Origin of the sequence: Bilophila wadsworthia ATCC 49260 (assembly GCF_000701705.1) — a bacterium.
Taxonomy (GTDB): domain Bacteria; phylum Desulfobacterota; class Desulfovibrionia; order Desulfovibrionales; family Desulfovibrionaceae; genus Bilophila; species Bilophila wadsworthia.
Genome location: NZ_JNJP01000040.1, coordinates 13,718 through 35,248, shown reverse-complemented (window position 1 = coordinate 35,248; position 21,531 = coordinate 13,718). Strand labels below are relative to the sequence as shown.

Sequence of the window (21,531 nt, the reverse complement as noted above, 5' to 3'; positions counted from 1 at the left end):
TGGGGGAGGTTTGGAGGGGGCGGGAGGGGCTTTCTTCAGAAAGGCCCTCCCGCCCCCTCCAGTCTTCTCACAATTCCTCTTCCTACCTCAAGCTTTCCAACACTTCGCGGGTGGACTTGAGCATGTAGCCGAAGTCCTCTTCGCTGAGCCAGTGCTGGAAGGGGAAGGATATCTGGCCGTCGAAGAAGGCGTCGGCGTTGGGGCAGTTGGCTTCCCCGAGTCCGAGCTTCTTGTAGAAATCGTAGCGGTCGAGCGGGATGTACTGCACCACGCACTTGATGCCCTTTTCTTCGGAAATGGCGTGCATGAAGGCGTCGCGCTTGCCGTTTTTCATGCAGCCCGCGAGCAGGTGGTAGTTGTGGCGGGTGGTGTCGTCGCGGAGGAACTCCAGCTCGGGGTAATCCTTGAGCGCGTCGATGAAACGGATGGCCCGGGCGCGCTTTTCGGCGTTGATCCGGTCGATGCGCTCAAGCATCTTGACGCCGAGGGCGCACTCGATTTCGCCGAGGCAGTAGTTGTTCGGCCAGAGCATGTCGCCGTCGAGCATGGGCATGTCCACATTGCCCATCGCCGGGGTCCAGTAGTTGGGCCGGGGCTCGGGATAGCCGCAGTGCCCGTTGTGGCGCAGGGCGGGCACCAGCGCGGCGAGCTTCGGGTCCTTGACCACCAGCATGCCGCCCTCGCCGAGCGTGGTAAGGTTCTTGTGGGAATGGAACGAGAAGATCGCCATGTCGCCCCACGCGCCCGACTTGATGCCGTTGATGTCCGCGCCGATGGACTGGGCCGCGTCTTCAATGACGAGCACATTGTGCCGCTTCGCCACTTCCATGATTGCAGGCATGTCCGCCACGTAGCCGTACAGGTGCACGACGACGATCGCTTTCGTTTTGGGCGTGATGCACTTTTCGATGGTTTCGGCGTTGACCACATGCGTGACGGGATCGACGTCCGCCCAGACGAGCTTCGCGCCCTTCTTGGCGTAGGGGTAGGCCGAGGCGGTGAAGGTGTGCGAGGGGATGACGACTTCATCGCCGGGCTTGAAGTTGCAGAGCTGCGCGGAAAGTTCAAGCGCGGACACGCCGTTCATCACCGCAAAGCAATGCTCGGCCCCGATGTACTCGCCGAACGCCTTCTGGAAGGCTTGCAGATGCTTGCCCTGCGTCAGCGGTTCCGCGTTCCGCATGGCTTCCACGACCACAGCGATCTCGTCTTCGGTGTACTTGATCGCACGTCCGCTGAAATTGACTTTGATGTCCATAAGATGTCCTGTCTCTGATTGCCCAGTGCGGAACCCGAAACGGTATAGCCGCTTCGGGTTCCCTTATGTTTCTCGGGACAATTGGCGCTGCGGAGGGGCCTCCGTCTCCCCGCTTAGCGGGTCAAGGGGCCGCATAGTCCCTCGCGGGGGCAAGCCCGCCGGGGGCGCTCCCGCTAGATGCTCTTGTAGCGTTCGATGAGGTTTTCCCTGGTGAGGATCTGCTTGAAGTCGGGGCCGAGGGCGTTGGTGAGGGGCTTTTCGTGGACGATGCAGCCGCGATAGAGGCCTTCGTACTGCTCTTCGGTGAGATCCTTGCAGATGCCGGTGGGCAGGTTGACGCCCTGCCGTTCGATCATGGTGCGGAACTGCTTGTATTCTTTGGGGTAGATGTCCCCAAGGACGTTCAGGGCGAGGCAGTTGCCGAGGCCGTGGGCCACATGCAGGACGACGCCGAGCCCGGCGGAGAAGGGATGGATGACGCCCACGTTCCCGGCGGCCATGCCGCCGATGTAGGAGGCGATCATCATCTTTTCGCGGTTTTCTTCGCTCATCATGTCGTCGGAGAGGAAAATTTCCTCGCAGAGCTGCACGGCGCGTACGGAGAAGGCGTCGATGATGGCGTTACGGTAGCTGCCCTGAAGCGATTCGACGCAGTGCATGAAGGTATCGATGCCGGTGTAGAAATACTGGTCGCGGGGAACGGTGGCGAGCAGGTCGGGATCGAGCAGGAGCTGATCATAGACCGTGTAGTCGCTGTTCATGCCCAGTTTGAGATTTTTGGGGATGTTGGTAAGGACACAGGTGCGGGAGCACTCGGAGCCCGTGCCGGAAAGGGTCGGGATGCCGATCTTGTAGACGGCGGGATTCTTGACGAGTTCCCAGCCCTGATAGTCTTCGGCCTTGCCGGGGTTGGTGAGCAGGTTGGCGACGGCCTTGGCGGTGTCGAGGGCGTTCCCTCCGCCGATGCCCACGACGCAGCAGGGGGTGCGGCTGTCGGCGGCGGATACGGCTTCCTTGAAGGCGTCGATGCGGGTGACTTCCGGCTCGGAACTGGAGTCGACGAAATGGAGCTGGTCGCCCTTTTCCATGGGCAGACGGCCGATCAGTTCATGATCGCGGAAGAAGTGGTCGACGAAATAGACGACCGGACCGTCCACGGCTTCGCGGCGGGGTTTCAGCAAGTCGCCGAGCTGAGCCAGAGATCCCCGCCCGAACACATAGTAAGGAACGTTTTTTGTATTGCGATACATGGTAAAAGCCTCATAGGATGATTTTAGGAAACGATAACGGGCATTGTATGTTGAATCCGCCCGGGCCGCAAGCCGGAGCAAACGGCCCGTTCCGGCGGTTTTCCACCGATTTTTCCACGGGAGAGTGTATGTCAGGCAAAACTTCGATAGCGGTTCTCGGGGGCGGAAGCTGGGGTACGGCGCTGGCCCATCTGTTGGCCCATGCCGGGCATTCGGTGGCACTGCTGTTACGGGATGCGGAGCAGGCCGCGCACATCAACGCGCACCATGAGAACCCGCGTTACCTGCGGGGCGTACAGCTGCATCCGGGCATCCGGGCTGTTGCCGGGGATACGGGCGGTCCGGAACAGGCGGAAGTGCTGGCGGGCGTCTCCATGCTGGTCCTGTCGGTCCCTTGCCAAGCCATGCGGGGGACGCTTCGCCGGTTGGCGGGCGTTGTGCCCCCGGACTGCGTTCTTGTCAATACGGCAAAAGGAATCGAAGTTTCCGAGCTGGTTACGGTGGAGCGCATGGTCCGGGAAGAGCTGCCCGGATTCGTGGACCGCTACGCCGTCCTTTCCGGGCCGTCGTTCGCCCTTGAGGTGGCGACCTGCAAGCCCACGGCGGTGGTGCTCGGCTGCCGCGACGAACGGCTTGGGGCACGGCTGAGGGAAGTGTTCGCCACGCCGTGGTTCCGATCCTATTCCAGTACGGACGTGCCGGGCGTGGAGCTTGGCGGCGCGATCAAGAACGTCATCGCCATCGCTGCGGGCCTCAGCGACGGGCTCGGCTTCGGCCTGAATGCCCGGGCGGCGCTGGTCACGCGGGGCCTTGCGGAAACCAGCCGCCTGGGTGTGGCGCTTGGGGCGCGGGCGTCGACGTTCATGGGACTTTCCGGGCTCGGGGACCTCATACTCACCTGTTCGGGCGATCTGTCCCGTAACCGTCAGGTCGGGCTGCGCCTCGGGTCGGGTGAGAGCCTGGAAGACATCGCCTCATCCATGTGCATGGTGGCCGAAGGGGTCAAGACCACGCAGGCCGTGCACCGGCTGGCGCAGCGCCTCGGCGTGGACATGCCCGTGACCGGCACGATGTACAGCGTCTTGTATGAGGGGTTCGCGCCCCGCGAAGCTGTACAGGCCCTCATGGGCAGGCAGCTGAAGGAAGAATAACCGGGATAGCTGATGAAGGGCTGTTGTTTTTTAGCAGATCGGCGGGTGGAAGCGTTACACCATCCGCCGTATTTTTAGGAATGAGGCGGCCCATATAAAAAGAGGTTGAGTGTGTCCCAATTTTTCAATGTATGCCTATTATATTGTTTTTATTGTATAATTATATTCTGTAACTCTCTGTTTTCTCATCAGAGTAAAGTTCAGCCTTATCTTTTGAAAACTCCTTTCTCCCTTATCTTCTTGTCATGGTTCTAGCGTACCGTACGGTTTTAAAAGTCCACATGTGTTTGATGCTGTGTAGTTTGTATGGGCACCCTACAGCTGTTGATTAAGCTTGGGAAACAGGGAGGCACTTTTGCTGTGGCGTCAGGTCGGCCTCTTGAATGGAACGGTTTTTTAACCACATCCTGCGAGTTATGGAAGGGACGAACTATTTGGAAATCACAGTCTGGCAATGTGGGAGCGGCGGAGCTGGCTGTGGTCTTGGTTCAAGCGTTCATTTTCAGTAAAAAATCCTAACTCCACGGGCCTTGCAATAGGCCTGATCCGTGAGCGGAGGAATGGGACGTCATCAAGAGTAGCATCATCGCCGCGCTCTCGGCTTTTCCCTAGGCAGTGTCGTCACAAGGTTTTGCACCATAGAGCGATGCAACGCACCTGGACTGCTGCGAGGAAAGAAGAGTTCCTTTTGGCATAACGCGTGGCAACAGCTCGCTACTGCTTGAAAGACAAAAAAGTATTCTCGATGATATGACGCATCTTGTATAAATATTTGTCGTATTCAATGAGAGAACGATTTCCTCGCTGAATGGGCGGTATTACGCCTGCACATCGTTTTCCTTCAGCTGTTCACGAAATCTATGGGCGCTATAGGCCTTATCCGCAAGAACGAACCGGGCATCTATACCTTGAATGAGTGGGAAAGCCTGACCGATATCAGACAGGAACCCGCTGTAATAATGATTCTGACCGGCATACCATGCCCATCCACAGCCAGATGTATTTTAGCGTTGAGCCCCCTTTTGTGCGGCTCATGTCCTGATTACCGTCTTTTGCCCCTGCTGCATGGGCATGTACCTTGCAATAAGTGGAGTCAATCATCAGCCACTCGAAATCCGGCATATCCATCAGATTTGCAAGGACATGTTCCCATGTACCTTTATCACGCCAACGACAAAAACGACGATGAGTATTTTTCCAGCCACCATATTCCGGTGGAAGGTTTCGCCATGGAGCGCCTGTCCGTAAAATCCAAAAGATTGCATTGACAAAAAGGCGATTGTCTTTGGCTCGTCCACCCCAAGCGCCACGTCTTCCGGGCAAAAGCGGAGCTAACAAACTCCATACATGATCCGAAATATCATGACGATGCATTGCAGAATCCATAAGCTCCTCCATAGAGAAGAATACATGAATTCAATGTGTTAATTAACTCATGACGACACTGCCTAGGGGCAGGACTCGTTATTTTCCAAAAATTGAAAAAGTGGTATGTAAGAGGTATGGAGGTGTCCCATGCTTACTTGGTTTTACTTTTCCGAAAGCCAACTGGAACGTATCAAGCCCTTTCTGTTTTTCGTGTCGATGGCAGACGCGTCGTCAACGGTATCATATACGTCATCAAGCACGGACTTCAGTGGAAGGAGGCTCCTGCTGAGCACGGCCCGCACAAGACCCTGTACAATCGGTTTTTCAGGTGGAGCAAACTCAGTGCTTCAACAATCACTTCACAGGGCTGGCGAATCAGACGCCTTTTGATGGCTCTCTGATGCTCGACTCCACTTACCTCAAGGCTCACCGCACGGCGGCAATTCTGCTCAAAAAGGGGATTCTCCACGTCTTATCGGTCGTACAAAAGGAGGACTGAATTCCAAACTTCATGCCGCTTGTGACGGCCACGGGCGGCCCGTCCTGTTTTTGCTGACTGAAGGGCAGGTCAGGACTACAAAGGTTCAGCCGTTCTCCTGTGCCTTCTTCCCGATATCTGTACGTTTCTGGCAGACGGAGGCTATGACGCGGGTTGGCTGCGGGAATCTCTGAGAGCCAAGGGGATGGCAGTCTGCATCCCACCCAAAAAACCAGAAATACAGCATTTTCTTTTGATAAGGCGCTGTATAAGTGTAAAGCCCCCGCAGTTAGTGCAAAGCTAAACAGGAGCCCCCGGCATGTTTGAGGGCAAACTCTTCTGGTGTGAGATTGCCCAATGATTCGTGTGGCCTTTGCTCGTTGTATTCTTGTAACCATGCGTCAACGATGGTGCGAACCTCACTCAGCCTGCTAAAAACATAGAAGTTCAGTACCTCCTCGCGGAAGGTGCGGTTGAACCGCTCCACATATGAGTTTTGCGTGGGCTTGCCGGGTTGAGTGAACTCAAGGTCAATCCCGTGTTGTAAAGCCCATCCGACAAGTTGCGTCGAGACAAATGCCGGGCCATTGTCCATACGCATTTTTGTAGGATAGCCTCTCCAGGCGGCTATGCGGTCAAGCACACGAATGATACGGGCTGCAGGCAAGTTGGTGTCCACTTCCACGGCCAATACTTCACGGCTGAAATCGTCAAGCACGTTGAACGTACGAAAACGCTGACCGTGCATCAGCGCATCGCCCATAAAGTCCACAGACCAGCAACCGTTGACGACGGTTTGCGCCTCCAGACGGACGGGAGCTCGGCTGGGCAGGCGCCGTTTTTCTTTGCGGCGCATGTTCAACTGCAACTGCCGATAAATTCGGTAAACGCGCTTATGGTTCCATGTATATCCCTCGCGACGCAGCACAGCAAAATATTTGGTAAATCCGTATCTCGGGTAGCGTTCGGCCAGCTCAAGAAGCGTCGTTATCACAAGGCTGTCGTCACGCGGCGTTGGTTTGTAAAGAAACACGCTTCAACTTATGCGCAATGCCGTGCACGTCTTGCTGACGGAAAGTCCATATTCTTCGTGAACGAACAGCACGACGTCACGCTTCTCGGCTGGCTTCAGAGCTTTTTTCGATCACATCCTTCAAGGCCCGATTTTCCAGGCTTAAGTCCACATACATTTTTTGAGAAGGGCGTTTTCATGCTCAAGGTCGCGCATACGCTTGATGTCCGAAGCTTCCATGCCGCCGAACTTGCTCTTCCAGGCGTAGAACGTGGCGCTGCTGATACCGTGCTCACGATATACGTCCTTGGCAGTCCTGTCCGCTTCGCCAGACTTCAGGATTGGATTTGGTGTTCAGAAAACCGTGACTTCTTCATGGCTCCCTCCTGGGGATGGTTTACCAGAAGTCTCCAGTTTTGGTCTGTACTATTTTAAGGGAGGGTTACATATTCATACTAATGTCTCATACAGGGGGATTGAAGCCAGATTTTAGGTAAGTGTGAAGTGTCTTATTTTTCAGTATGTTAGGAATATTAAAGAAAAGAAAACACCGTATATTCAATGAGTATAGTGCTGAGAAGTAAAGATTTTTATTCTCCGTTACCTGGTGAAAAGATTCAGTAAATACACATCGTAATCTGACAAAGAATGTACTTTTGAGACAGGAATGGAAGCTGATAACCTTGTGAAGGAAATCTGATGTTTTTTAACTGGAAAGTTAAGTAGTTTTAAGGTAAAAGAGTACAACTTTTTGCTCTCTCCACTCTTTTTGCTCTTCGAAATAGGTAATTTTTCTAGGATAAAATTACTCTTAATTGTTTGTATTTTATACTTTTAAATAAAAATACATTAATTTGAACACTCACATTTTACCTTTTTTTATCGGAAACTACTTATTTCATGGTTGAGTATACCGAGCTTACCCCGATTAGAACGCTTATCATCTGGATGCAAAGAAATAATATGAATTTCAGTAGAATAGAAAATCACTCGGCATGACTCTCATGTATGCTGATTGCCTGCGCAAGGCTGAATGCACTCCTTCGGAACGGCATAGGGAATTTGTTCAGCTGGGTATCCCGGTCGCTCTGTTGCCTCCGGCTGAGGATGTCAAGTGTGATCTAAAGGTAGGGTATAGACGAAGATAAACGTATCGACGCCTTTTATATGTAAAATTGCCTATAATAATTGACTACAACAACCAGAACATTATTAAGAATCTCCAAATCAACAAAGTGGCCTCATCAATGCCGTCTATTTCAGTTATTATACCGAGCTATAACTACGAATCTTATATGTATGAAGCAATTAAAAGTGTGCTTCTACAGTCGTTGAAGGATTTTGAGCTGATTATTGTTGATGACGGCTCTACAGACGATTCCATGGCTGTAGCCCGTTCCTTTGCGGGACAAGATCAACGAATCACTGTGCTACAACATCCGGATGGAAAAAATCATGGCTTGGCGGCAACTCTGCAGCTTGGAGTTGCTGAATCCAAAGGTGAATACATAGCTTTCCTGGAAGCGGACGATATCTGGTTGTCCACTTGCCTCGAACAGAGGATGCAGGTTGCCTCTGCAACGAATGCCGGAGTTATTTTTAACAATGTAGAAGCGTTGTGCATGGAAGATTCCAGCACTGCGTGGTTCGATGTTTATGTCCCCAGAATTATGAGGAGCCATTCCCGTCGTGTAGCCGATGCAAAAAATGGCCCATATGGTTCATATGAAATGAGAGGAGCCTTTCTGATCGAAAACCAGATTCCTACCTTCTCCTGCGCCATGATTCGGCGTTCCGTTCTGCTTGCCTGTGATCTGAATTCCCCAATCCCCCAATGGGTAGACAGATGGCTCTGGTGTCAGGCCGCGCAAAAAGCAACCTTTGCCTACATCCCGCTCAAGCTGACTCGTTGGCGGCTGCACAACAACAGTTTTACCATGAGATATAAACCATCCACCGCATCAAAACTCACCTCTTTCATCCAATATATCAAGCCTGTTTCCATTTTTTGGAAGGGCCTTCGGACACAGTTGTTCTCCAATTACACCCGGAAAAAAGATCGTTGGTACAGATACTTTCTCCTGTTGCCCGTCTGGGGCGAGTTAGCCGTACGTTTTTGCGTTCAAATACAAGCAATTGGCATAAAAGCAATGTTCAAGACCATTCTTAAAAAGTTGAGCTGAAGGCATGCAAACACTTCTGGTTACCGGTGGAGCCGGCTTCATTGGCTCTTGTTATGTGCTAAAACGGTGCGCCGCTGGCGATACCGTCATCAATTTGGACAAGTTGACCTATTCGGGAAATCCTGACAATTTATTTCCCCTTCGGGATAATCCACGACACATCTTTGTAGAGGGCGATATCGGAAACGCGGAACTTGTTGCCTATCTTCTTCAGACGTACCGGCCCAATGCTGTAGTCAACTTTGCGGCGGAAAGCCATGTCGACCGAAGCATTCTTGATCCAGACGCTTTCGTGCGTACCAATGTATTTGGTACCTGTTCCTTGCTTCGAACTGTCAAAGACGGGTGGACGCTTCTTACTCCGTTTGAAAAGGCCGCATTTCGCTTTCTTCATGTGTCGACCGATGAAGTATTCGGCGCTTTGAACCCTGGGGATCCCGCCTTTACAGAGGAAACGCCCTATAACCCCAATAGCCCCTATTCCGCATCCAAGGCATCCAGCGATCATTTTGTTCGCGCCTTTCACGAGACATATGGTCTGCCAACACTGATTACCAATTGTTCCAACAATTATGGGCCACGCCAGTTCCCGGAAAAACTCATTCCGTTGGTTACGCTCAACGCATTGGCTCGTAAGAGCCTCCCCGTGTACGGCTCCGGATCCAACGTTCGCGACTGGCTTCATGTTGAAGATCACTGTTCCGCCATTCAACGGGTACTAGAATCAGGGCGGGCAGGACAGACCTACAACATTGGCGGCAATTCTGAGCGCACAAATCTTCAAGTTGTCCACGGTATCTGTGAAGTACTCGACCAAGTACGTCCATCCCCTGAAGGTTCTTATGCTAGTCTCATCAAATTCGTGAAGGATCGTCCGGGCCATGATTTCCGATATGCAATCAACTGTTCAAAAATCAAATTCGAACTGGGTTGGAAACCAGACCATACCTTTGAGGAAGGTCTGCGCGAAACAGTACTATGGTATCTCGCCAACTCTGAATGGGTAGAACACGTCCAAAGCGGTGCCTACCGAGACTGGATTCGCAGCAACTATGCGGAGAGAATGTAGATCATGAAAGAGTGGAAAGGTATTGTACTCGCAGGTGGCTCCGGAACACGGCTTTATCCTCTGACACGCAGCGTGAGCAAACAGCTTATGCCGGTCTATGACAAGCCCATGATCTATTATCCAATAAGTATACTCATGCAGGCCGGCATCCGGGATATTGCCGTTATCTCTACCCCCGAACATTTGCCTCTGTATCATGAGCTACTGGGGGATGGTTCTCAGCTGGGGTGCTCTTTTTGCTACGTCGTGCAGGAGCGACCGGAAGGACTGGCTCAGGCCTTCCTATTGACCGAAGACTTTATTCTGGGGCACAACGTATGCCTGATCCTCGGTGATAACATTTTCTTCGGCAACGGCATGGATAAACTTCTCAGACAGGCCATGAGTCGAACCACAGGAGCTACCGTATTCGGCTACCATGTTCGGGATCCTCAACGCTACGGCGTTGTAGAGTTCGATAACAGTTTACGTGCGGTCAGTATTGAAGAAAAGCCGGAGAATCCCAAATCAAATTATGCTGTAACCGGCCTTTATTTCTATGATTCAGAGATCGTTTCTATTGCACGTCAGGTTCGCCCTTCCGCACGAGGAGAATTGGAAATTACCTCAGTCAATAATATCTACCTTGAACGAGGCCTCCTGAATGTAGAACTTATGGGCCGGGGAATCGCATGGCTTGATACGGGGACTCACGATTCCCTGCTTGAAGCAAGCTCGTTTGTACAGGCCGTGGAGACACGTCAGGGCCTAAAGATTGCCTGCCTCGAAGAAATTGCGTGGCGTAATGGGTATATTTCTTCGGATGATGTGCGTCGTCTTGCTAAACCCATGGATAAAAATGGCTACGGACAATACCTTTATGAGCTGGTTGAAATGGGGGGAAAGATATGGAAGTAGTCGAAACCCCGATTGCCGGAGTCCTGCTCATCAAGCCCAGGATCTGGGGAGATGCTCGTGGCTACTTCGTCGAGACTTGGCAAAAGAAACGTTATGAAGACGCTGGAATAACGTTGCCCTTTATTCAGGACAATCACTCGAAATCAAGTCGAGGTATCCTGCGTGGTCTGCATTTTCAAAAAAATTTTCCGCAGGGAAAGCTGGCCAGCGTTTCATTCGGCAGTGTTTTTGACGTGGTCGTGGATATTCGTCGGGATTCGCCGACCTTCGGCCAGTGGTACGGCGTGGAGCTGACACAGGAAAACCAGTGGCAGCTCTGGATTGCCCCGGGACTTGCCCACGGCTTTGTCGTTACCAGCGAGATTGCTCACTTTCATTACAAGTGTACCGAGCTATACCACCCTGAAGATGAAGGCTCCATTTGCTGGAATGATCCGGAACTCAACATCGCATGGCCTATTGCCGCCCCCATGCTCTCGGCAAAGGACATGATTGCGCCTTCCTTTGCAGAACTAAAAAGAATGCTGTTTTCCTAAGTTACAGACAATCTTGTGCTAACAACGGATTATTTTCATGAAAATTCTTATCACTGGTGGCAAAGGAATGCTTGGTCGCACTTTGCGTGGGGAGTTTCGAGAACATGAAGTTGTTGTGGCCGGCTTGCCTGAAGCCGATATTACCGATGCTGCTGGAATTGATGCTGTATGTAGATCCTGCAAGCCGGATGTGCTTATCCATTGCGCGGCCATGACCGATGTGGACAAATGTGAGACTTGCCCTGATATGGCTTGGAAAATCAATGCGGTCGGTTCCGCCAATGTGGCCTCAGCTTGCCAGCGTAACGGTATTAGACTCATCGCCATATCCACTGACTACGTTTTTTCAGGAGACTCTGAAAGACCGTATACCGAGTTTGATACGCCGACCGGCGGTATCAACGTTTATGGACAAAGTAAATGGGCAGGGGAGCAGGCTGTTCGTACGCACTGTCCGAATCATATTATTGTCCGTATTTCATGGCTCTATGGTCCCGGTGGTCCAAGCTTTGTGCACACTATGCTGAAACTAGCTGACGGCAGTCGTAATGTTCTGAAAGTCGTTAATGATCAGCATGGAAATCCGACAAGTACTTTTGCCGTCGTTAGAGCGCTTCGGGAGCTCCTCATACGTCCTGAGCTTGTCGGTACATTTCACCTGACATGCGAAGGAGAAGCGACTTGGTATGATTTTGCCCGCAGGATTTTTGAGCTGGCTGGTAAATCGCAGAAGGTTGTTCCCTGCTCTTCAGCAGAGTACGTCACTCCGGCCCGTCGCCCGGCCAATTCCCGCTTGGAGAAAAAAATGCTTGCTCTCTATAACCTGCCTCCTATGCCGCACTGGGAAAGGGAGTTTGAGGAGTTCATGGTAAAAAATGAAAATATACAGCTGTGTTAGGTAGCTATCGCTTTATGCACAATTTTATTATACAACGATAAGCACTTGCAAAATTCTGGATAATGGCGTTTATTTTTGATTTTACCTTATATTAGGTGACAAGTTGAACTTTGAAAATTAATAGGGCACACAGGGATGACTATGATCAATTTTAACGAGGCTCCGGTCTGTGGCACAGAGTTAGATCATATCAGGAACGCTATTGCCGATAGGCATATATGTGGTGACGGGACATTTACCAAGCAATGCAACAAGTTTCTGGAAGGCTATACCAAGTGTAAGAAGGCTCTACTTACGAATTCTTGTACGGCAGCCTTGGAAATGTCAGCTTTGCTACTTGATATTCAACCTGGAGATGAGGTTATTTGTCCTTCCTATACGTTTATAACAACAGCATCCTCTTTTGCTTTGCGCGGAGCAAAACTTGTTTTCGTCGATATTCGTGATGATACTTTGAATCTGGACGAAAGGCTTCTCGAAAAAGCCATCACTCCCAGCACAAAGGTCATTGTGCCCGTGCATTATGCCGGAGTCTGTGCTGAAATGGATACTATCAATGATATTGCAGCTGTCTATAATATTCATGTGGTTGAAGATGCAGCACAGGCCATAGGCAGTACATACAAGGGAAAAGTTGCCGGTACCATGTCTGATCTAGGTTGCTACTCTTTTCATGAAACAAAAAATATTTCCAGCGGCGAGGGAGGTGCTCTGATTGTCAATAATCCAGATCTTGTCGAATCTGCTGAGATAGTACGAGAAAAGGGAACGGATAGAAGTCGTTTTCTACGTGGTCAGATTGATAAATATACATGGCTTGCTCTTGGCTCGTCCTATCTTCCCAGTGATATGGTTGCGGCCTATCTGTTACCCCAGCTTGAAAAAATGGCTGAGATCAATAGTTACCGTAAGCACTTATGGCAGCGTTATTATGACGCCTTTAAATGCCTATCCGAATATGGCGTCTGTTTGCCATACTGCCCTGAAAACTGTGAGCAGAATGCTCATATGTTTTACCTGCGGTGTCCTGATCTGGAAACTCGTACAAGATTTATTTCCAGGATGAAAGAAAAGGAAATTTTGTGTGTTTTCCACTACATTCCCTTGCATTCATCACCTGCAGGTAAAAAGTATGGCAGAGCGTGCGGCGAGTTAAATGTAACTAAGCATGTCAGTGATACATTAGTACGGCTACCATTGTTTTATGGTCTCAAAGATGAACAACAGGATTATATTATCGAACAGGTTTTCAAATTTTGGAGAGGATGATGTCCTTTTTGCAGTGGAAAAAGGACAAACTAAAGATTGGAAAGATAACTTTTTTTAAAGTTAAATCTTTCCAAGGGATGTTTATATATTATTTTTTGGGCATTCCTGTATGGAGTAGAACTACACCTATAAGTCGCATCATATATGAATTTCAAAAAAATAAAAACTTCGATACTCGAAATTTTGATAAAGAATTAGAGCGCATTATTCCTCCTGTAAAAAGTATGGATAGTAGCCCATACACAACTAGGGTCTCCGTTCTAGCTACAGAATTATATGACAATGGAGGACATAGTAAGTGTATTCAGGATTTAATGGATATTCTAAATGATAAATATACACAATCTATATTTCTTACAAGTTATTCTTCGTCTTGGAAATATGCCCCACAAATAATGTCTTATATTAAAAAGTTTGCTTTAATATCAGGAAAAGATATAGGGAATATACGATGGAAGAAAGATACTATAAATTTATTTTATGATATATGTAACTTTTCCCCAAAAGTTATTTTTGTTTTTATTCATCCTGATGATATATATGGTACTTTATTACTTTCAATGATTAAAAAATATACAAAAATAAAAGTATATTATTGCCCACATGCGTCACATTATCCAAATCTTGGAATAAGTTTTGCGGATATTATTTTGGAGGGGATGCCTGTCACTGCATATGTGACGCAGAAACTGCGAAAATGTTTAAAAACCCATGTGGTTGGTATCTTAAGTAAAAGGTTAAAGCAGTTCCCAACATTTACCGCAGAAGAAATTTTAGCATGCAGGCGAAGTCTTGGTGTGAGCGATGTTGAACTTTGTACCATCTCTGGTGGTTCTTCCTATAAATTTTTTGATAGCTCAGATACATCGGAATATTTCAAGGTAATAAAGCATCTATTAGATAGAAATCAGAATGTTAAACATATAATTATTTCGAATTTTTCAGAAACTGAAAAGGTAATTATTGAAAAAATTTTTGAAGGCTCTAAAAGTCGCAATAGACTCATTATTCATCCTTTGACTCCAAAGTATGAGCTAATATTCTGCTGTGCTGATGTTTTTATTGACAGTTTTCCAGTTTCTGCAGCATTAACCATGATTGATCTTATGCGACTGAAAGTTCCTGCTGTTGTTAAGATAAATAGAGAGAATGCTCTGTGGTCTTTTCATGAATATCAACGACCTAATTTCCCTTATATGTATGACAATAATAAAGATTTTTTAAGAGGAATAGAAAAGTTACTTTCTAGTAAAATATTGCGTAAAATAGAAATGGACGAAAATTATCAGTTTTACTTGGATAGATACGAGGGGGAATCGTGCAAACTCCATCTTTATGAGCTTATAGATAATTCCGATATGCTTGAATTATACTATACACAGTTGAATTCAGAAATTGTCTATCAGTTTAAAGGAATATCGTAGTGAAAATAGTGAAAGCCGTTTGGGAAAAGCGCAATTTGGGTTATGATGCTTATGAAATTGTTTTGGACAAAAGGGATCTTAAAAAGGGGGCTGAAAGTATTTTAGAAGATTTGCGTGCACAAAATTTTTATCATGCATACGTTACTATTAAGATGCCCGTAGGAAACTTGAATGTTCTCCACGCGCTGGAAGATGTCGGTTTTCGTTTTATGGAAACGCAACTTTATTTGAAAGATCATTTTGCACCATTAGAAACGCCGGATCAGATTAAAGAGTGGATGAACGGAGCAGAGCGGGTCACCGTGGAAAAAACGTGTGCGGCATGGGGCAGAGTCATAGACAAGATCACTCCCGGTATGTTTTCAACGGACAGGGTAAGTCTTGATCCTTTACTCGGTATGGATGTTGCCTGTATACGCTACAAAAATTGGTGCTGGGATCTTTTTGAAAAGCCGAACTCTTGGATGTGGCTTTTAAAGGTAAACGATAAGGAAATTTCTTTCGGCATCAATGTTCGTGATGAAAAAACTGGTGTAGAAGATGGTATATTAGGGGGTGTTTTTTCAGAACATCAAGGAGAAGGGTATGGTGTCTTTCAGATCTTAGATACCGTTCGTTCTGTAGAAGGAACAAAGACTGTTGTATCATCTAATAATTATTCTATGCTGCGTATTTATCAGAATTATGGAAGAATTATTTATAAGGAGCTTTATGTGCTGAGAAAGGTGTACAGTAAGGAGGATAAATAAAAATGAGTGAGTCTCACTTTTCTCATGTTCGCATAGCGGGTGTAAAAAGTGTTCTGCCTCAACACTTTATTGATATTGATGATGAGCTCGAATTCTTTGGAGGCTCTTCTAAAAAACTTGCCCGGGCAAAAAAGATGATGGGCTATGGGCGTCGCTATATAGCTGATGAAAATACAACTGTGACGGATCTTGCCGTAGATGCTGCAAGAAAGTTGATGAGTGAGATGTCTCTCGCAGCAGGGGACATAGAGCTTCTTATCTTTGTCAACCAAAAACCTGACTTCCCAGAGCCGTGTGATGCCTGTATAGCTCACGGAGAACTTGGTTTGAGGAAGTCTTGTCCTTCTTTGGATATAAATCTCGGCTGTTCGGGCTATGTACATGGCTTATGGATCGCCCATGCCATGATAGCAAGCGGAGCTGTAAGCAATTGTCTTTTGCTTGTCGGTGATCTCTGTGCCAGAGCCACGGATCAGACGAACAGAAAGGCTGCGCAAGTTTTTGGAGACGCTGCGTCTGCCACGTTCCTGAAAAGGACGGAAGAAGAACGGACCGCGACTTTCGTTATGGGATGTGACGGCAGCGGCTGGGATAAAATCATTCACCCGTTTGGCGGCATGCGTCTTCCATATGATGCTGCATCAATTGACTTATCTGTAGAAGATGCCGCGGGAAACAGGTGGACTGCCCAGCAGGGAATGATGAAGGGTGAAGATGTCTTTAATTTCACCATGGAAGTCGCCCCGTCTCTTCTGGCAGAAATTATTGCCGCAGCGGGATGGAAAAAAGAGGATGTGGATCTTTTTGCCATTCATCAGGCCAATAAGCAGATAGTGGAGAATGTCATAGAAAAAGCGGAAATTCCCGCGGAAAAAGCGCCTACTGATGTTTTTTCCAAGTATGCGAATAACTCCACCAATTCTGTAGTAATGGTGCTTTGCGATCAGCCCGAAAATGCGGAGCTGAAAAAAACGATTTTCTGCGCATTCGGCATCGGCCTTTCATGGGGAGCTACAGCCGTGGATCTTACAGGGCTGTATAATGGCGGTATCTCTACCTATGTTCCCCCGGTGAACAGAATGAACAGAGAGCAACAGATTGAACACTGGATTAAACACTTTAAAGGAGAATAACCATGACGCGTGATGAATTTCTTACGGAAATGCAGGATGTCCTTCAGACTGAAGAAACCCTCAGCTTTGAAACGGTGCTTGAAGAACTGGATGAATGGGACTCGCTTGCCGTGATGGCCACCATGGCCTTTCTGGACAAGAATTTCGGCGTGAAGACGAGTATTTCCGACTATTTGGACATAAAAACCTTGGAAGACATCGCAGTCAAGGCAGGTCTGTAACATGATTTCCTTTGCAGCAGAGCAGCGCTTCATCGTGACGGGGGCATCTTCGGGCATAGGCAGGGGCGTTGCCCTGTTGCTCAATGAGCTTGGCGCAACGGTTATCGGTATCGGACGCAATGAAGAGCGTTTGCAGGCCATGAAGGAAAAAGCCCGTTTCCCGGAGAATGTTTTTCTTGAACAGAAAGATCTTGTTGAAGATATCGCCGGATTGCCTTCCTATGTAAAGCAGCTCCGCGAAAAATACGGCAAGTTTCAGGGCATGGCATATTGCGCCGGTGTGGGGGAACTTCAGCCTCTCAGGGCCGTAGATCTGCCTGCCATTCACAGTCTTTTTGATGTCAATTACTTTGCCCCTGTTTTTATGGCAAAAGGATTTGCCGACAAGCGGAATAATAACGGAAATAGAAGTGCGATGGTTTTTATTGCTTCATCTGCAGGTGTCCATTGTGATCCCGGCATGACCTCCTATGCGGGATCAAAAGGGGCGCTTATTGCTACAATGCGATCTGTTGCTCGTGAGCTTGCACCTGCTGGACTCAGAGTCAACTGCGTATCTCCTACTGTAATAGAAACAGAGATGGTAGACGATATTACGCGTTCCTATGCAGAAGGAAAGTATCCTTTTGGTTTGGGCAAGGTTTCCGATGTCGCCAATGTCGTAGTCTTTCTTCTTTCTGAACAGTCCAAATGGATAACGGCTCAGAACTATATTATTGATTGTGGAGCAATATAACTCATGTCCAGAACAAGGTTTGAACATGTCAAAATCAGCGGCATAACCTGCGTTGTTCCGGAGGATTTCATTCGCATTGATGATGAGCTGGCGTTCTTTAATAACGATGTGAAACTTCTGGAGCGAAATAAGAAAATCCTCGGTCTCGGCAAACGCCATGTGGCGGATGAACGTACTACCAATTCCGATCTTTGCGAAGCGGCAGCCCGAGAACTTCTTTCTGCCCTGAATGTCGACAAGGACAGCATAGATGCTCTTATTGTAGTGTCCACATCGCACGATTACCACTATCCCGCCTCTGCCTGCGTTATTCAAGGACGTCTCGCTCTCAGTGAGAATTGTACGTGTTTTGATATTTCTGGTCTTGCATGTTCTGCCTATGTTCACGGATTGCTGACGGCCCATTCCCTTATTTCCGGTGGGGGAGCAAAGAAGTGCCTTGTGCTTGCTGGCGATATTACGAGTCGCCATTCCGACAGACGTAACCGTAATTCCAATATGTTGTTCGGCGATGCAGGAACGGCCACGCTTCTTGAGTATACGGACGAACTTCGTCCCTCGTTTTTTATCACGGGTACTCGCGGCACATGTTGGAATAAACTCATTGCTCCGGCTGGCGGTTACAGTCTGCCCATGTTCTCGGATATTGCCGGATTGGAAATTACAGACGCTACGGGTAATGTGTGGCGGCTCTGCGATGACATCATGAAGGGACTTGACGTGTTTAAGTTCACGACGGATGTGGGGCCAAAAGGTATCAAAGATATTCTTGAATTTTCTGGCAAGAGCATGGAATACATAGATTATTTTGCCTTTCACCAAGCCAATAAGCAGATTGTACGTACTGTGGCCATGTATGCCGGAGTTCCTGGGGACAAGTATTCTGCAGAGACCTTTTCACAATATGGAAACTGTGGTTCTGCAGCAGTGACTGTTGATATATGTCGTCAGCTCAGTCAGAAACCTGCAAAGAATGTCTGTCTGGCTACATTTGGAGTAGGACTTTCGTGGGGGTTCTGTCTTGTTGATATGGAAGGAGCATACATCTCTCCTGTACATCTCCATCATACTCCTGCCGGTAACATGAATCGTCAGCAAAAGATTGACTACTGGATATCCTACTTTAAGGAAGGGAATAATGCTTAAGGGAAGAACTGCCTTCATCACCGGCACCAACAGGGGGATAGGCAAGGCTCTTGTGGCAGAATTCGCTCGCAACGGGGCTGATGTTATTGCTCATGCCCGCCGTAAGACGCCGGAGTTCCTTTCCATGCTGGAAGAAATTGCCTCAAAATATAGTGTCAAGGTCTCTCCGTTGTTTTTTGATATGACGAACAGCGAGGCGATGAAGACAGCAGTTCGCGGACTTATTTCCTCCAGAATCCCTGTGGATATCCTTGTGAACAACGCCGGCGTGGCCCACGGTGGCCTGTTTCAGATGACCGGAATGTCTAAGGTTCGTGAAGTTTTCGATAGCAATCTGTTTTCTATGATGGAACTGACGCAACTTCTTTTGCGGTACATGATGCGTCGACGTCATGCTTCCATCATCAATTTGGGATCCGTACTCGGTCTCGATATGCCGGTGGGAAGCTGTGCATATGGTCTTTCCAAGGCTGCAGTCATGGCCTTTACCCGAACGCTTGCTGCAGAATGCGGTCATTTGAGAATACGTGTCAACGCCGTCGCTCCAGGGCTTGTGGATACAGAAATGGCAGATCAGATGGAATCCAAGGCAGAAGAAGCCATGATAGCTCAGTGTGCCATGAAACGGCGTGCAAAACCGGAAGAAATAGCGAAGATGGTGGTCTTTCTTGCTTCCGAGGAGTCTTCCTTTGTGAACGGTCAGATCATACGCATAGACGGCGGCAAAGTCTGAGGGGAAATCGATGGATACGAAGGAAATGCGTAAAGATCTCCTGAAGATGGCCCTTGCGGCTAAATCTCAGGGTGCTCATATGGGCGGTTCGCTTTCTCTGGTTGAGATTATGGCGGCACTCTATGGGGGTACCATGTCTTTTGCTCCTGATGCCCCTCAGGCTGAATATCGTGACCGCCTTATTCTAAGCAAGGGGCATGGAGTGATGGCACAGTATGCGGCCTTGAAGCAGGTAGGTCTGCTCTCGGAAGATGAGCTTCTTACCTATAAGGCCAACGGCTCTTACGTCAGTGCTCATCCCTCCGTGAACCCTGGTCTGGGAATCGACTTTGCGAGTGGCAGTCTGGGGCAGGGGCTTTCCCAAGGGGTCGGCGTTGCGCTGGCTCTGTATAAAAAAGGTAATGAAAGTTCACGTGTCTTCGTTATTCTCGGCGATGGTGAGTGTGACGAAGGTTCGGTTTGGGAAGCTGCCATGACAGCCTCTCACTATAGACTTGCCAATATTGTTGCCGTTATCGACAGAAATCGCCTTCAGTATGACGGAAATACAGAGGAAGTGCTAGCTCTGACTGATTTTTCGGCCAAATGGAAGGCGTTCGGATGGGATGTTGTTACCGTTGACGGACATGATGTGCAAGCCCTGAAGGAGGCATTCCGTATGCATACGGAAAAACCTTTGGCTGTGATCGCTGAGACGGTAAAAGGTAAGGGCTTTTCTTTTATGGAGAACATGCCTCAGTGGCACAACGGAATTGTCACACAGCGGTTGTATGAGCAGGGAATGGCAGAAGTGGAGGCGGTCGAATGATCGATTTTACTTCGATGAACATCAGAATTTGGTCTCGTCTCGGTTCCTGCGGCGCGTTTGGACAGGCTGCGCTGGTACTACCTGAAGTGGAGCCCCGCACGGTTATTCTTACCGCTGATCTCTGTTCGTTTTCCGGTCTGGAACGTTTTAAGGGGCAGTATCCTGACAGACTATACAACGTAGGTATTGCTGAACAGAACATGGTCGGCATTGCGGCTGGTTTCGCCAGGGAGGGATTCGTTCCCTTTGCTACGACCTATGCGACGTTTGCTTCCATGCGCAGTGCCGATCAGGTGAAGGTAAATATGGGGTATATGGGCCTGCCTATAAAACTCGTGGGGCTTACAGCAGGCTTTTCTGTTGGGGTACTCGGTCCAACCCATATGAGTCTGGAAGATCTTGCTATCATGCGCGCTCTGCCCAACGTGGTTATTCTTTCCCCGGCGGACTGCACGGCTACGGTGAAGGCTACAATTGCGGCAGCCGGAATTGACGCTCCGGTTTACCTTCGTCTCACGGGTAGCATGAACAATCCCATTGTTTATAAGGAAGATTTCGACTTCGAGATCGGTAAGGCCATAGAGCTTCGTCAAGGTGACGATGTCGCCATCATTGCCACGGGCAGCATGGTTCATTGTGCCTTAAAGGCAGCCGAACACCTTGAAGCTATGGGCATTTCGGCTTCGGTTCTCGATATGCATACCATCAAGCCGCTGGATATAACGGCGGTGGAAGCAGCCTGCAAAAGAAAATTGCTGGTGACGGTGGAAGAGCACTCTATCATCGGCGGTCTGGGCAGTGCTGTTGCTGAAAAACTGGCCCTGAAGACCATACATCCTCCGCACCTCATCATAGGTGCGCCCGATGTTTATCCCCATGCTGGAGACTATGTAAGCCTGCTTGATTCATGTGGTCTTACTCCGGATAAAGTCGCCGGAAAGATTTTAGAAACTTATAAGGAGTTGTTTTGATGACTAACGAAGAGAAATACACGGAAGCCTTTATGCAGGCTTTTGATATTGACGCGGAAACTGCCCGTGGTCTTGAATTTCAGGCTATCCCTGCCTGGGACTCCGTGGGGCATATGGGACTTGTTGCCGCTCTGGAAGAAACCTTCGACATCATGCTCGAACCTGATGATATTGTGGATCTGAGTTCTTTTGCCAAAGGCAAGGAACTACTTGGTAAGTACGGTATCACGTTTTGAGGCAT

At 48.8% G+C, this 21,531-nt stretch carries 20 protein-coding genes and 2 pseudogenes; 18 read left to right on the top strand and 4 right to left on the bottom strand.

Features of this window, described 5'->3' with window-relative positions; all coding sequences use genetic code 11:
* Positions 1-82: 82 nt before the first annotated feature.
* The gene (locus T370_RS0113510) at positions 83-1,258 is read right to left on the bottom strand and encodes a DegT/DnrJ/EryC1/StrS family aminotransferase (RefSeq protein WP_029436023.1); all 1,176 of its coding nucleotides are present in this window, start codon (positions 1,256-1,258) and stop codon (positions 83-85) included.
* A gap of 173 nt (positions 1,259-1,431) precedes the next feature.
* Complete coding sequence (locus T370_RS0113505) at positions 1,432-2,508, bottom strand: iron-containing alcohol dehydrogenase family protein (protein ID WP_029436022.1); 1,077 nt, start codon at positions 2,506-2,508, stop codon at positions 1,432-1,434.
* A gap of 128 nt (positions 2,509-2,636) precedes the next feature.
* Between T370_RS0113505 and T370_RS0113500 the strand changes: the two genes are divergently transcribed.
* Positions 2,637-3,659: an NAD(P)H-dependent glycerol-3-phosphate dehydrogenase gene (locus T370_RS0113500; protein ID WP_029436021.1), complete on the top strand. Its 1,023-nt coding sequence runs from the start codon at positions 2,637-2,639 to the stop codon at positions 3,657-3,659.
* A 936-nt stretch (positions 3,660-4,595) separates the two neighbouring features.
* Here the strand turns inward: T370_RS0113500 and T370_RS26100 are convergent.
* Entirely contained in the window at positions 4,596-5,045 is a 450-nt protein-coding gene (locus tag T370_RS26100; RefSeq protein WP_282705454.1) for an IS5 family transposase, read from the bottom strand.
* 116 nt (positions 5,046-5,161) lie between these two features.
* Between T370_RS26100 and T370_RS26305 the strand changes: the two genes are divergently transcribed.
* On the top strand, positions 5,162-5,428 hold the full coding sequence (locus tag T370_RS26305) for a transposase (RefSeq protein WP_081847558.1): 267 nt from the start codon (positions 5,162-5,164) through the stop codon (positions 5,426-5,428).
* 366 nt (positions 5,429-5,794) lie between these two features.
* On the opposite strand, the pseudogene T370_RS0113485 reads toward T370_RS26305, so the two are convergent.
* Positions 5,795-6,894: pseudogene (locus T370_RS0113485) on the bottom strand (IS3 family transposase).
* Between the two features lie 870 nt (positions 6,895-7,764).
* Here T370_RS0113485 and T370_RS23675 point away from each other — a divergent pair.
* The 16 genes and pseudogenes from T370_RS23675 to T370_RS0113405 all read left to right on the top strand — a co-directional run bounded on the left by T370_RS23675 (position 7,765) and on the right by T370_RS0113405 (position 21,526).
* Positions 7,765-8,700: a glycosyltransferase family 2 protein gene (locus T370_RS23675; protein WP_156034425.1), complete on the top strand. Its 936-nt coding sequence runs from the start codon at positions 7,765-7,767 to the stop codon at positions 8,698-8,700.
* 4 nt (positions 8,701-8,704) lie between these two features.
* Positions 8,705-9,769, top strand: a complete 1,065-nt coding sequence (rfbB, locus tag T370_RS24425; RefSeq protein ID WP_029436018.1) for a dTDP-glucose 4,6-dehydratase — start codon at positions 8,705-8,707, stop codon at positions 9,767-9,769.
* A gap of 3 nt (positions 9,770-9,772) precedes the next feature.
* Positions 9,773-10,666: a glucose-1-phosphate thymidylyltransferase RfbA gene (gene rfbA / locus T370_RS0113470; RefSeq protein WP_029436017.1), complete on the top strand. Its 894-nt coding sequence runs from the start codon at positions 9,773-9,775 to the stop codon at positions 10,664-10,666.
* Positions 10,657-11,202 (top strand): dTDP-4-dehydrorhamnose 3,5-epimerase, encoded by a 546-nt coding sequence (gene rfbC / locus T370_RS0113465; protein WP_029436016.1) that lies wholly within the window; start codon positions 10,657-10,659, stop codon positions 11,200-11,202. The genes rfbA and rfbC overlap by 10 nt, the downstream gene beginning before the upstream one ends.
* A 37-nt stretch (positions 11,203-11,239) precedes the next feature.
* Positions 11,240-12,100: a dTDP-4-dehydrorhamnose reductase gene (rfbD, locus tag T370_RS0113460; protein WP_029436015.1), complete on the top strand. Its 861-nt coding sequence runs from the start codon at positions 11,240-11,242 to the stop codon at positions 12,098-12,100.
* Between the two features lie 141 nt (positions 12,101-12,241).
* A complete protein-coding gene (rffA, locus tag T370_RS0113455) occupies positions 12,242-13,369 on the top strand; it encodes a dTDP-4-amino-4,6-dideoxygalactose transaminase (protein ID WP_029436014.1) in 1,128 nt (375 codons plus the stop codon).
* Positions 13,369-14,793: a hypothetical protein gene (locus T370_RS25055; RefSeq protein WP_156034424.1), complete on the top strand. Its 1,425-nt coding sequence runs from the start codon at positions 13,369-13,371 to the stop codon at positions 14,791-14,793. Before rffA ends, T370_RS25055 begins: the two co-directional genes overlap by 1 nt.
* Positions 14,793-15,542 carry a hypothetical protein gene (locus T370_RS0113445; RefSeq protein WP_029436012.1) on the top strand — a complete coding sequence of 250 codons (750 nt, stop codon included), beginning with the start codon at positions 14,793-14,795 and terminating at the stop codon, positions 15,540-15,542. Before T370_RS25055 ends, T370_RS0113445 begins: the two co-directional genes overlap by 1 nt.
* Positions 15,543-15,544: 2 nt before the next feature.
* On the top strand, positions 15,545-16,675 hold the full coding sequence (locus T370_RS0113440; protein ID WP_029436011.1) for a ketoacyl-ACP synthase III: 1,131 nt from the start codon (positions 15,545-15,547) through the stop codon (positions 16,673-16,675).
* 2 nt (positions 16,676-16,677) lie between these two features.
* Positions 16,678-16,869 (top strand): annotated as a pseudogene (locus T370_RS0113435) (hypothetical protein); the annotation flags it as partial.
* A 28-nt stretch (positions 16,870-16,897) separates the two neighbouring features.
* Positions 16,898-17,632, top strand: a complete 735-nt coding sequence (locus tag T370_RS24420) for an SDR family NAD(P)-dependent oxidoreductase (RefSeq protein WP_029436009.1) — start codon at positions 16,898-16,900, stop codon at positions 17,630-17,632.
* Positions 17,633-17,635: 3 nt separating this feature from the next.
* Positions 17,636-18,778: a ketoacyl-ACP synthase III gene (locus T370_RS24415; RefSeq protein ID WP_081847556.1), complete on the top strand. Its 1,143-nt coding sequence runs from the start codon at positions 17,636-17,638 to the stop codon at positions 18,776-18,778.
* Positions 18,771-19,511, top strand: a complete 741-nt coding sequence (locus T370_RS0113420) for an SDR family NAD(P)-dependent oxidoreductase (RefSeq protein WP_051643837.1) — start codon at positions 18,771-18,773, stop codon at positions 19,509-19,511. The genes T370_RS24415 and T370_RS0113420 overlap by 8 nt, the downstream gene beginning before the upstream one ends.
* A gap of 10 nt (positions 19,512-19,521) precedes the next feature.
* Positions 19,522-20,319 carry a transketolase gene (locus T370_RS0113415; RefSeq protein WP_029436006.1) on the top strand — a complete coding sequence of 266 codons (798 nt, stop codon included), beginning with the start codon at positions 19,522-19,524 and terminating at the stop codon, positions 20,317-20,319.
* Complete coding sequence (locus T370_RS0113410) at positions 20,316-21,290, top strand: transketolase family protein (protein WP_029436005.1); 975 nt, start codon at positions 20,316-20,318, stop codon at positions 21,288-21,290. The genes T370_RS0113415 and T370_RS0113410 overlap by 4 nt, the downstream gene beginning before the upstream one ends.
* Positions 21,290-21,526, top strand: coding sequence for an acyl carrier protein (locus tag T370_RS0113405; protein ID WP_029436004.1), 237 nt, complete (start codon positions 21,290-21,292; stop codon positions 21,524-21,526). Before T370_RS0113410 ends, T370_RS0113405 begins: the two co-directional genes overlap by 1 nt.
* Positions 21,527-21,531: the final 5 nt, after the last annotated feature.

Excerpts from the sequence above, each read along its gene's own strand:
- T370_RS0113510 (WP_029436023.1), bottom strand. The coding sequence starts at position 1,258 with ATGGACATCAAAGTCAATTTCAGCGGACGTGCGATCAAGTACACCGAA.
- T370_RS0113505 (WP_029436022.1), bottom strand. The coding sequence starts at position 2,508 with ATGTATCGCAATACAAAAAACGTTCCTTACTATGTGTTCGGGCGGGGA.
- T370_RS0113500 (WP_029436021.1), top strand. The coding sequence starts at position 2,637 with ATGTCAGGCAAAACTTCGATAGCGGTTCTCGGGGGCGGAAGCTGGGGT.
- T370_RS26100 (WP_282705454.1), bottom strand. The coding sequence starts at position 5,045 with ATGGATTCTGCAATGCATCGTCATGATATTTCGGATCATGTATGGAGT.
- T370_RS26305 (WP_081847558.1), top strand. The coding sequence starts at position 5,162 with ATGGAGGTGTCCCATGCTTACTTGGTTTTACTTTTCCGAAAGCCAACT.
- T370_RS23675 (WP_156034425.1), top strand. The coding sequence starts at position 7,765 with ATGCCGTCTATTTCAGTTATTATACCGAGCTATAACTACGAATCTTAT.
- rfbB (WP_029436018.1), top strand. The coding sequence starts at position 8,705 with ATGCAAACACTTCTGGTTACCGGTGGAGCCGGCTTCATTGGCTCTTGT.
- rfbA (WP_029436017.1), top strand. The coding sequence starts at position 9,773 with ATGAAAGAGTGGAAAGGTATTGTACTCGCAGGTGGCTCCGGAACACGG.
- rfbC (WP_029436016.1), top strand. The coding sequence starts at position 10,657 with ATGGAAGTAGTCGAAACCCCGATTGCCGGAGTCCTGCTCATCAAGCCC.
- rfbD (WP_029436015.1), top strand. The coding sequence starts at position 11,240 with ATGAAAATTCTTATCACTGGTGGCAAAGGAATGCTTGGTCGCACTTTG.
- rffA (WP_029436014.1), top strand. The coding sequence starts at position 12,242 with ATGATCAATTTTAACGAGGCTCCGGTCTGTGGCACAGAGTTAGATCAT.
- T370_RS25055 (WP_156034424.1), top strand. The coding sequence starts at position 13,369 with ATGTCCTTTTTGCAGTGGAAAAAGGACAAACTAAAGATTGGAAAGATA.
- T370_RS0113440 (WP_029436011.1), top strand. The coding sequence starts at position 15,545 with ATGAGTGAGTCTCACTTTTCTCATGTTCGCATAGCGGGTGTAAAAAGT.
- T370_RS24420 (WP_029436009.1), top strand. The coding sequence starts at position 16,898 with ATGATTTCCTTTGCAGCAGAGCAGCGCTTCATCGTGACGGGGGCATCT.
- T370_RS24415 (WP_081847556.1), top strand. The coding sequence starts at position 17,636 with ATGTCCAGAACAAGGTTTGAACATGTCAAAATCAGCGGCATAACCTGC.
- T370_RS0113420 (WP_051643837.1), top strand. The coding sequence starts at position 18,771 with ATGCTTAAGGGAAGAACTGCCTTCATCACCGGCACCAACAGGGGGATA.
- T370_RS0113415 (WP_029436006.1), top strand. The coding sequence starts at position 19,522 with ATGGATACGAAGGAAATGCGTAAAGATCTCCTGAAGATGGCCCTTGCG.
- T370_RS0113410 (WP_029436005.1), top strand. The coding sequence starts at position 20,316 with ATGATCGATTTTACTTCGATGAACATCAGAATTTGGTCTCGTCTCGGT.
- T370_RS0113405 (WP_029436004.1), top strand. The coding sequence starts at position 21,290 with ATGACTAACGAAGAGAAATACACGGAAGCCTTTATGCAGGCTTTTGAT.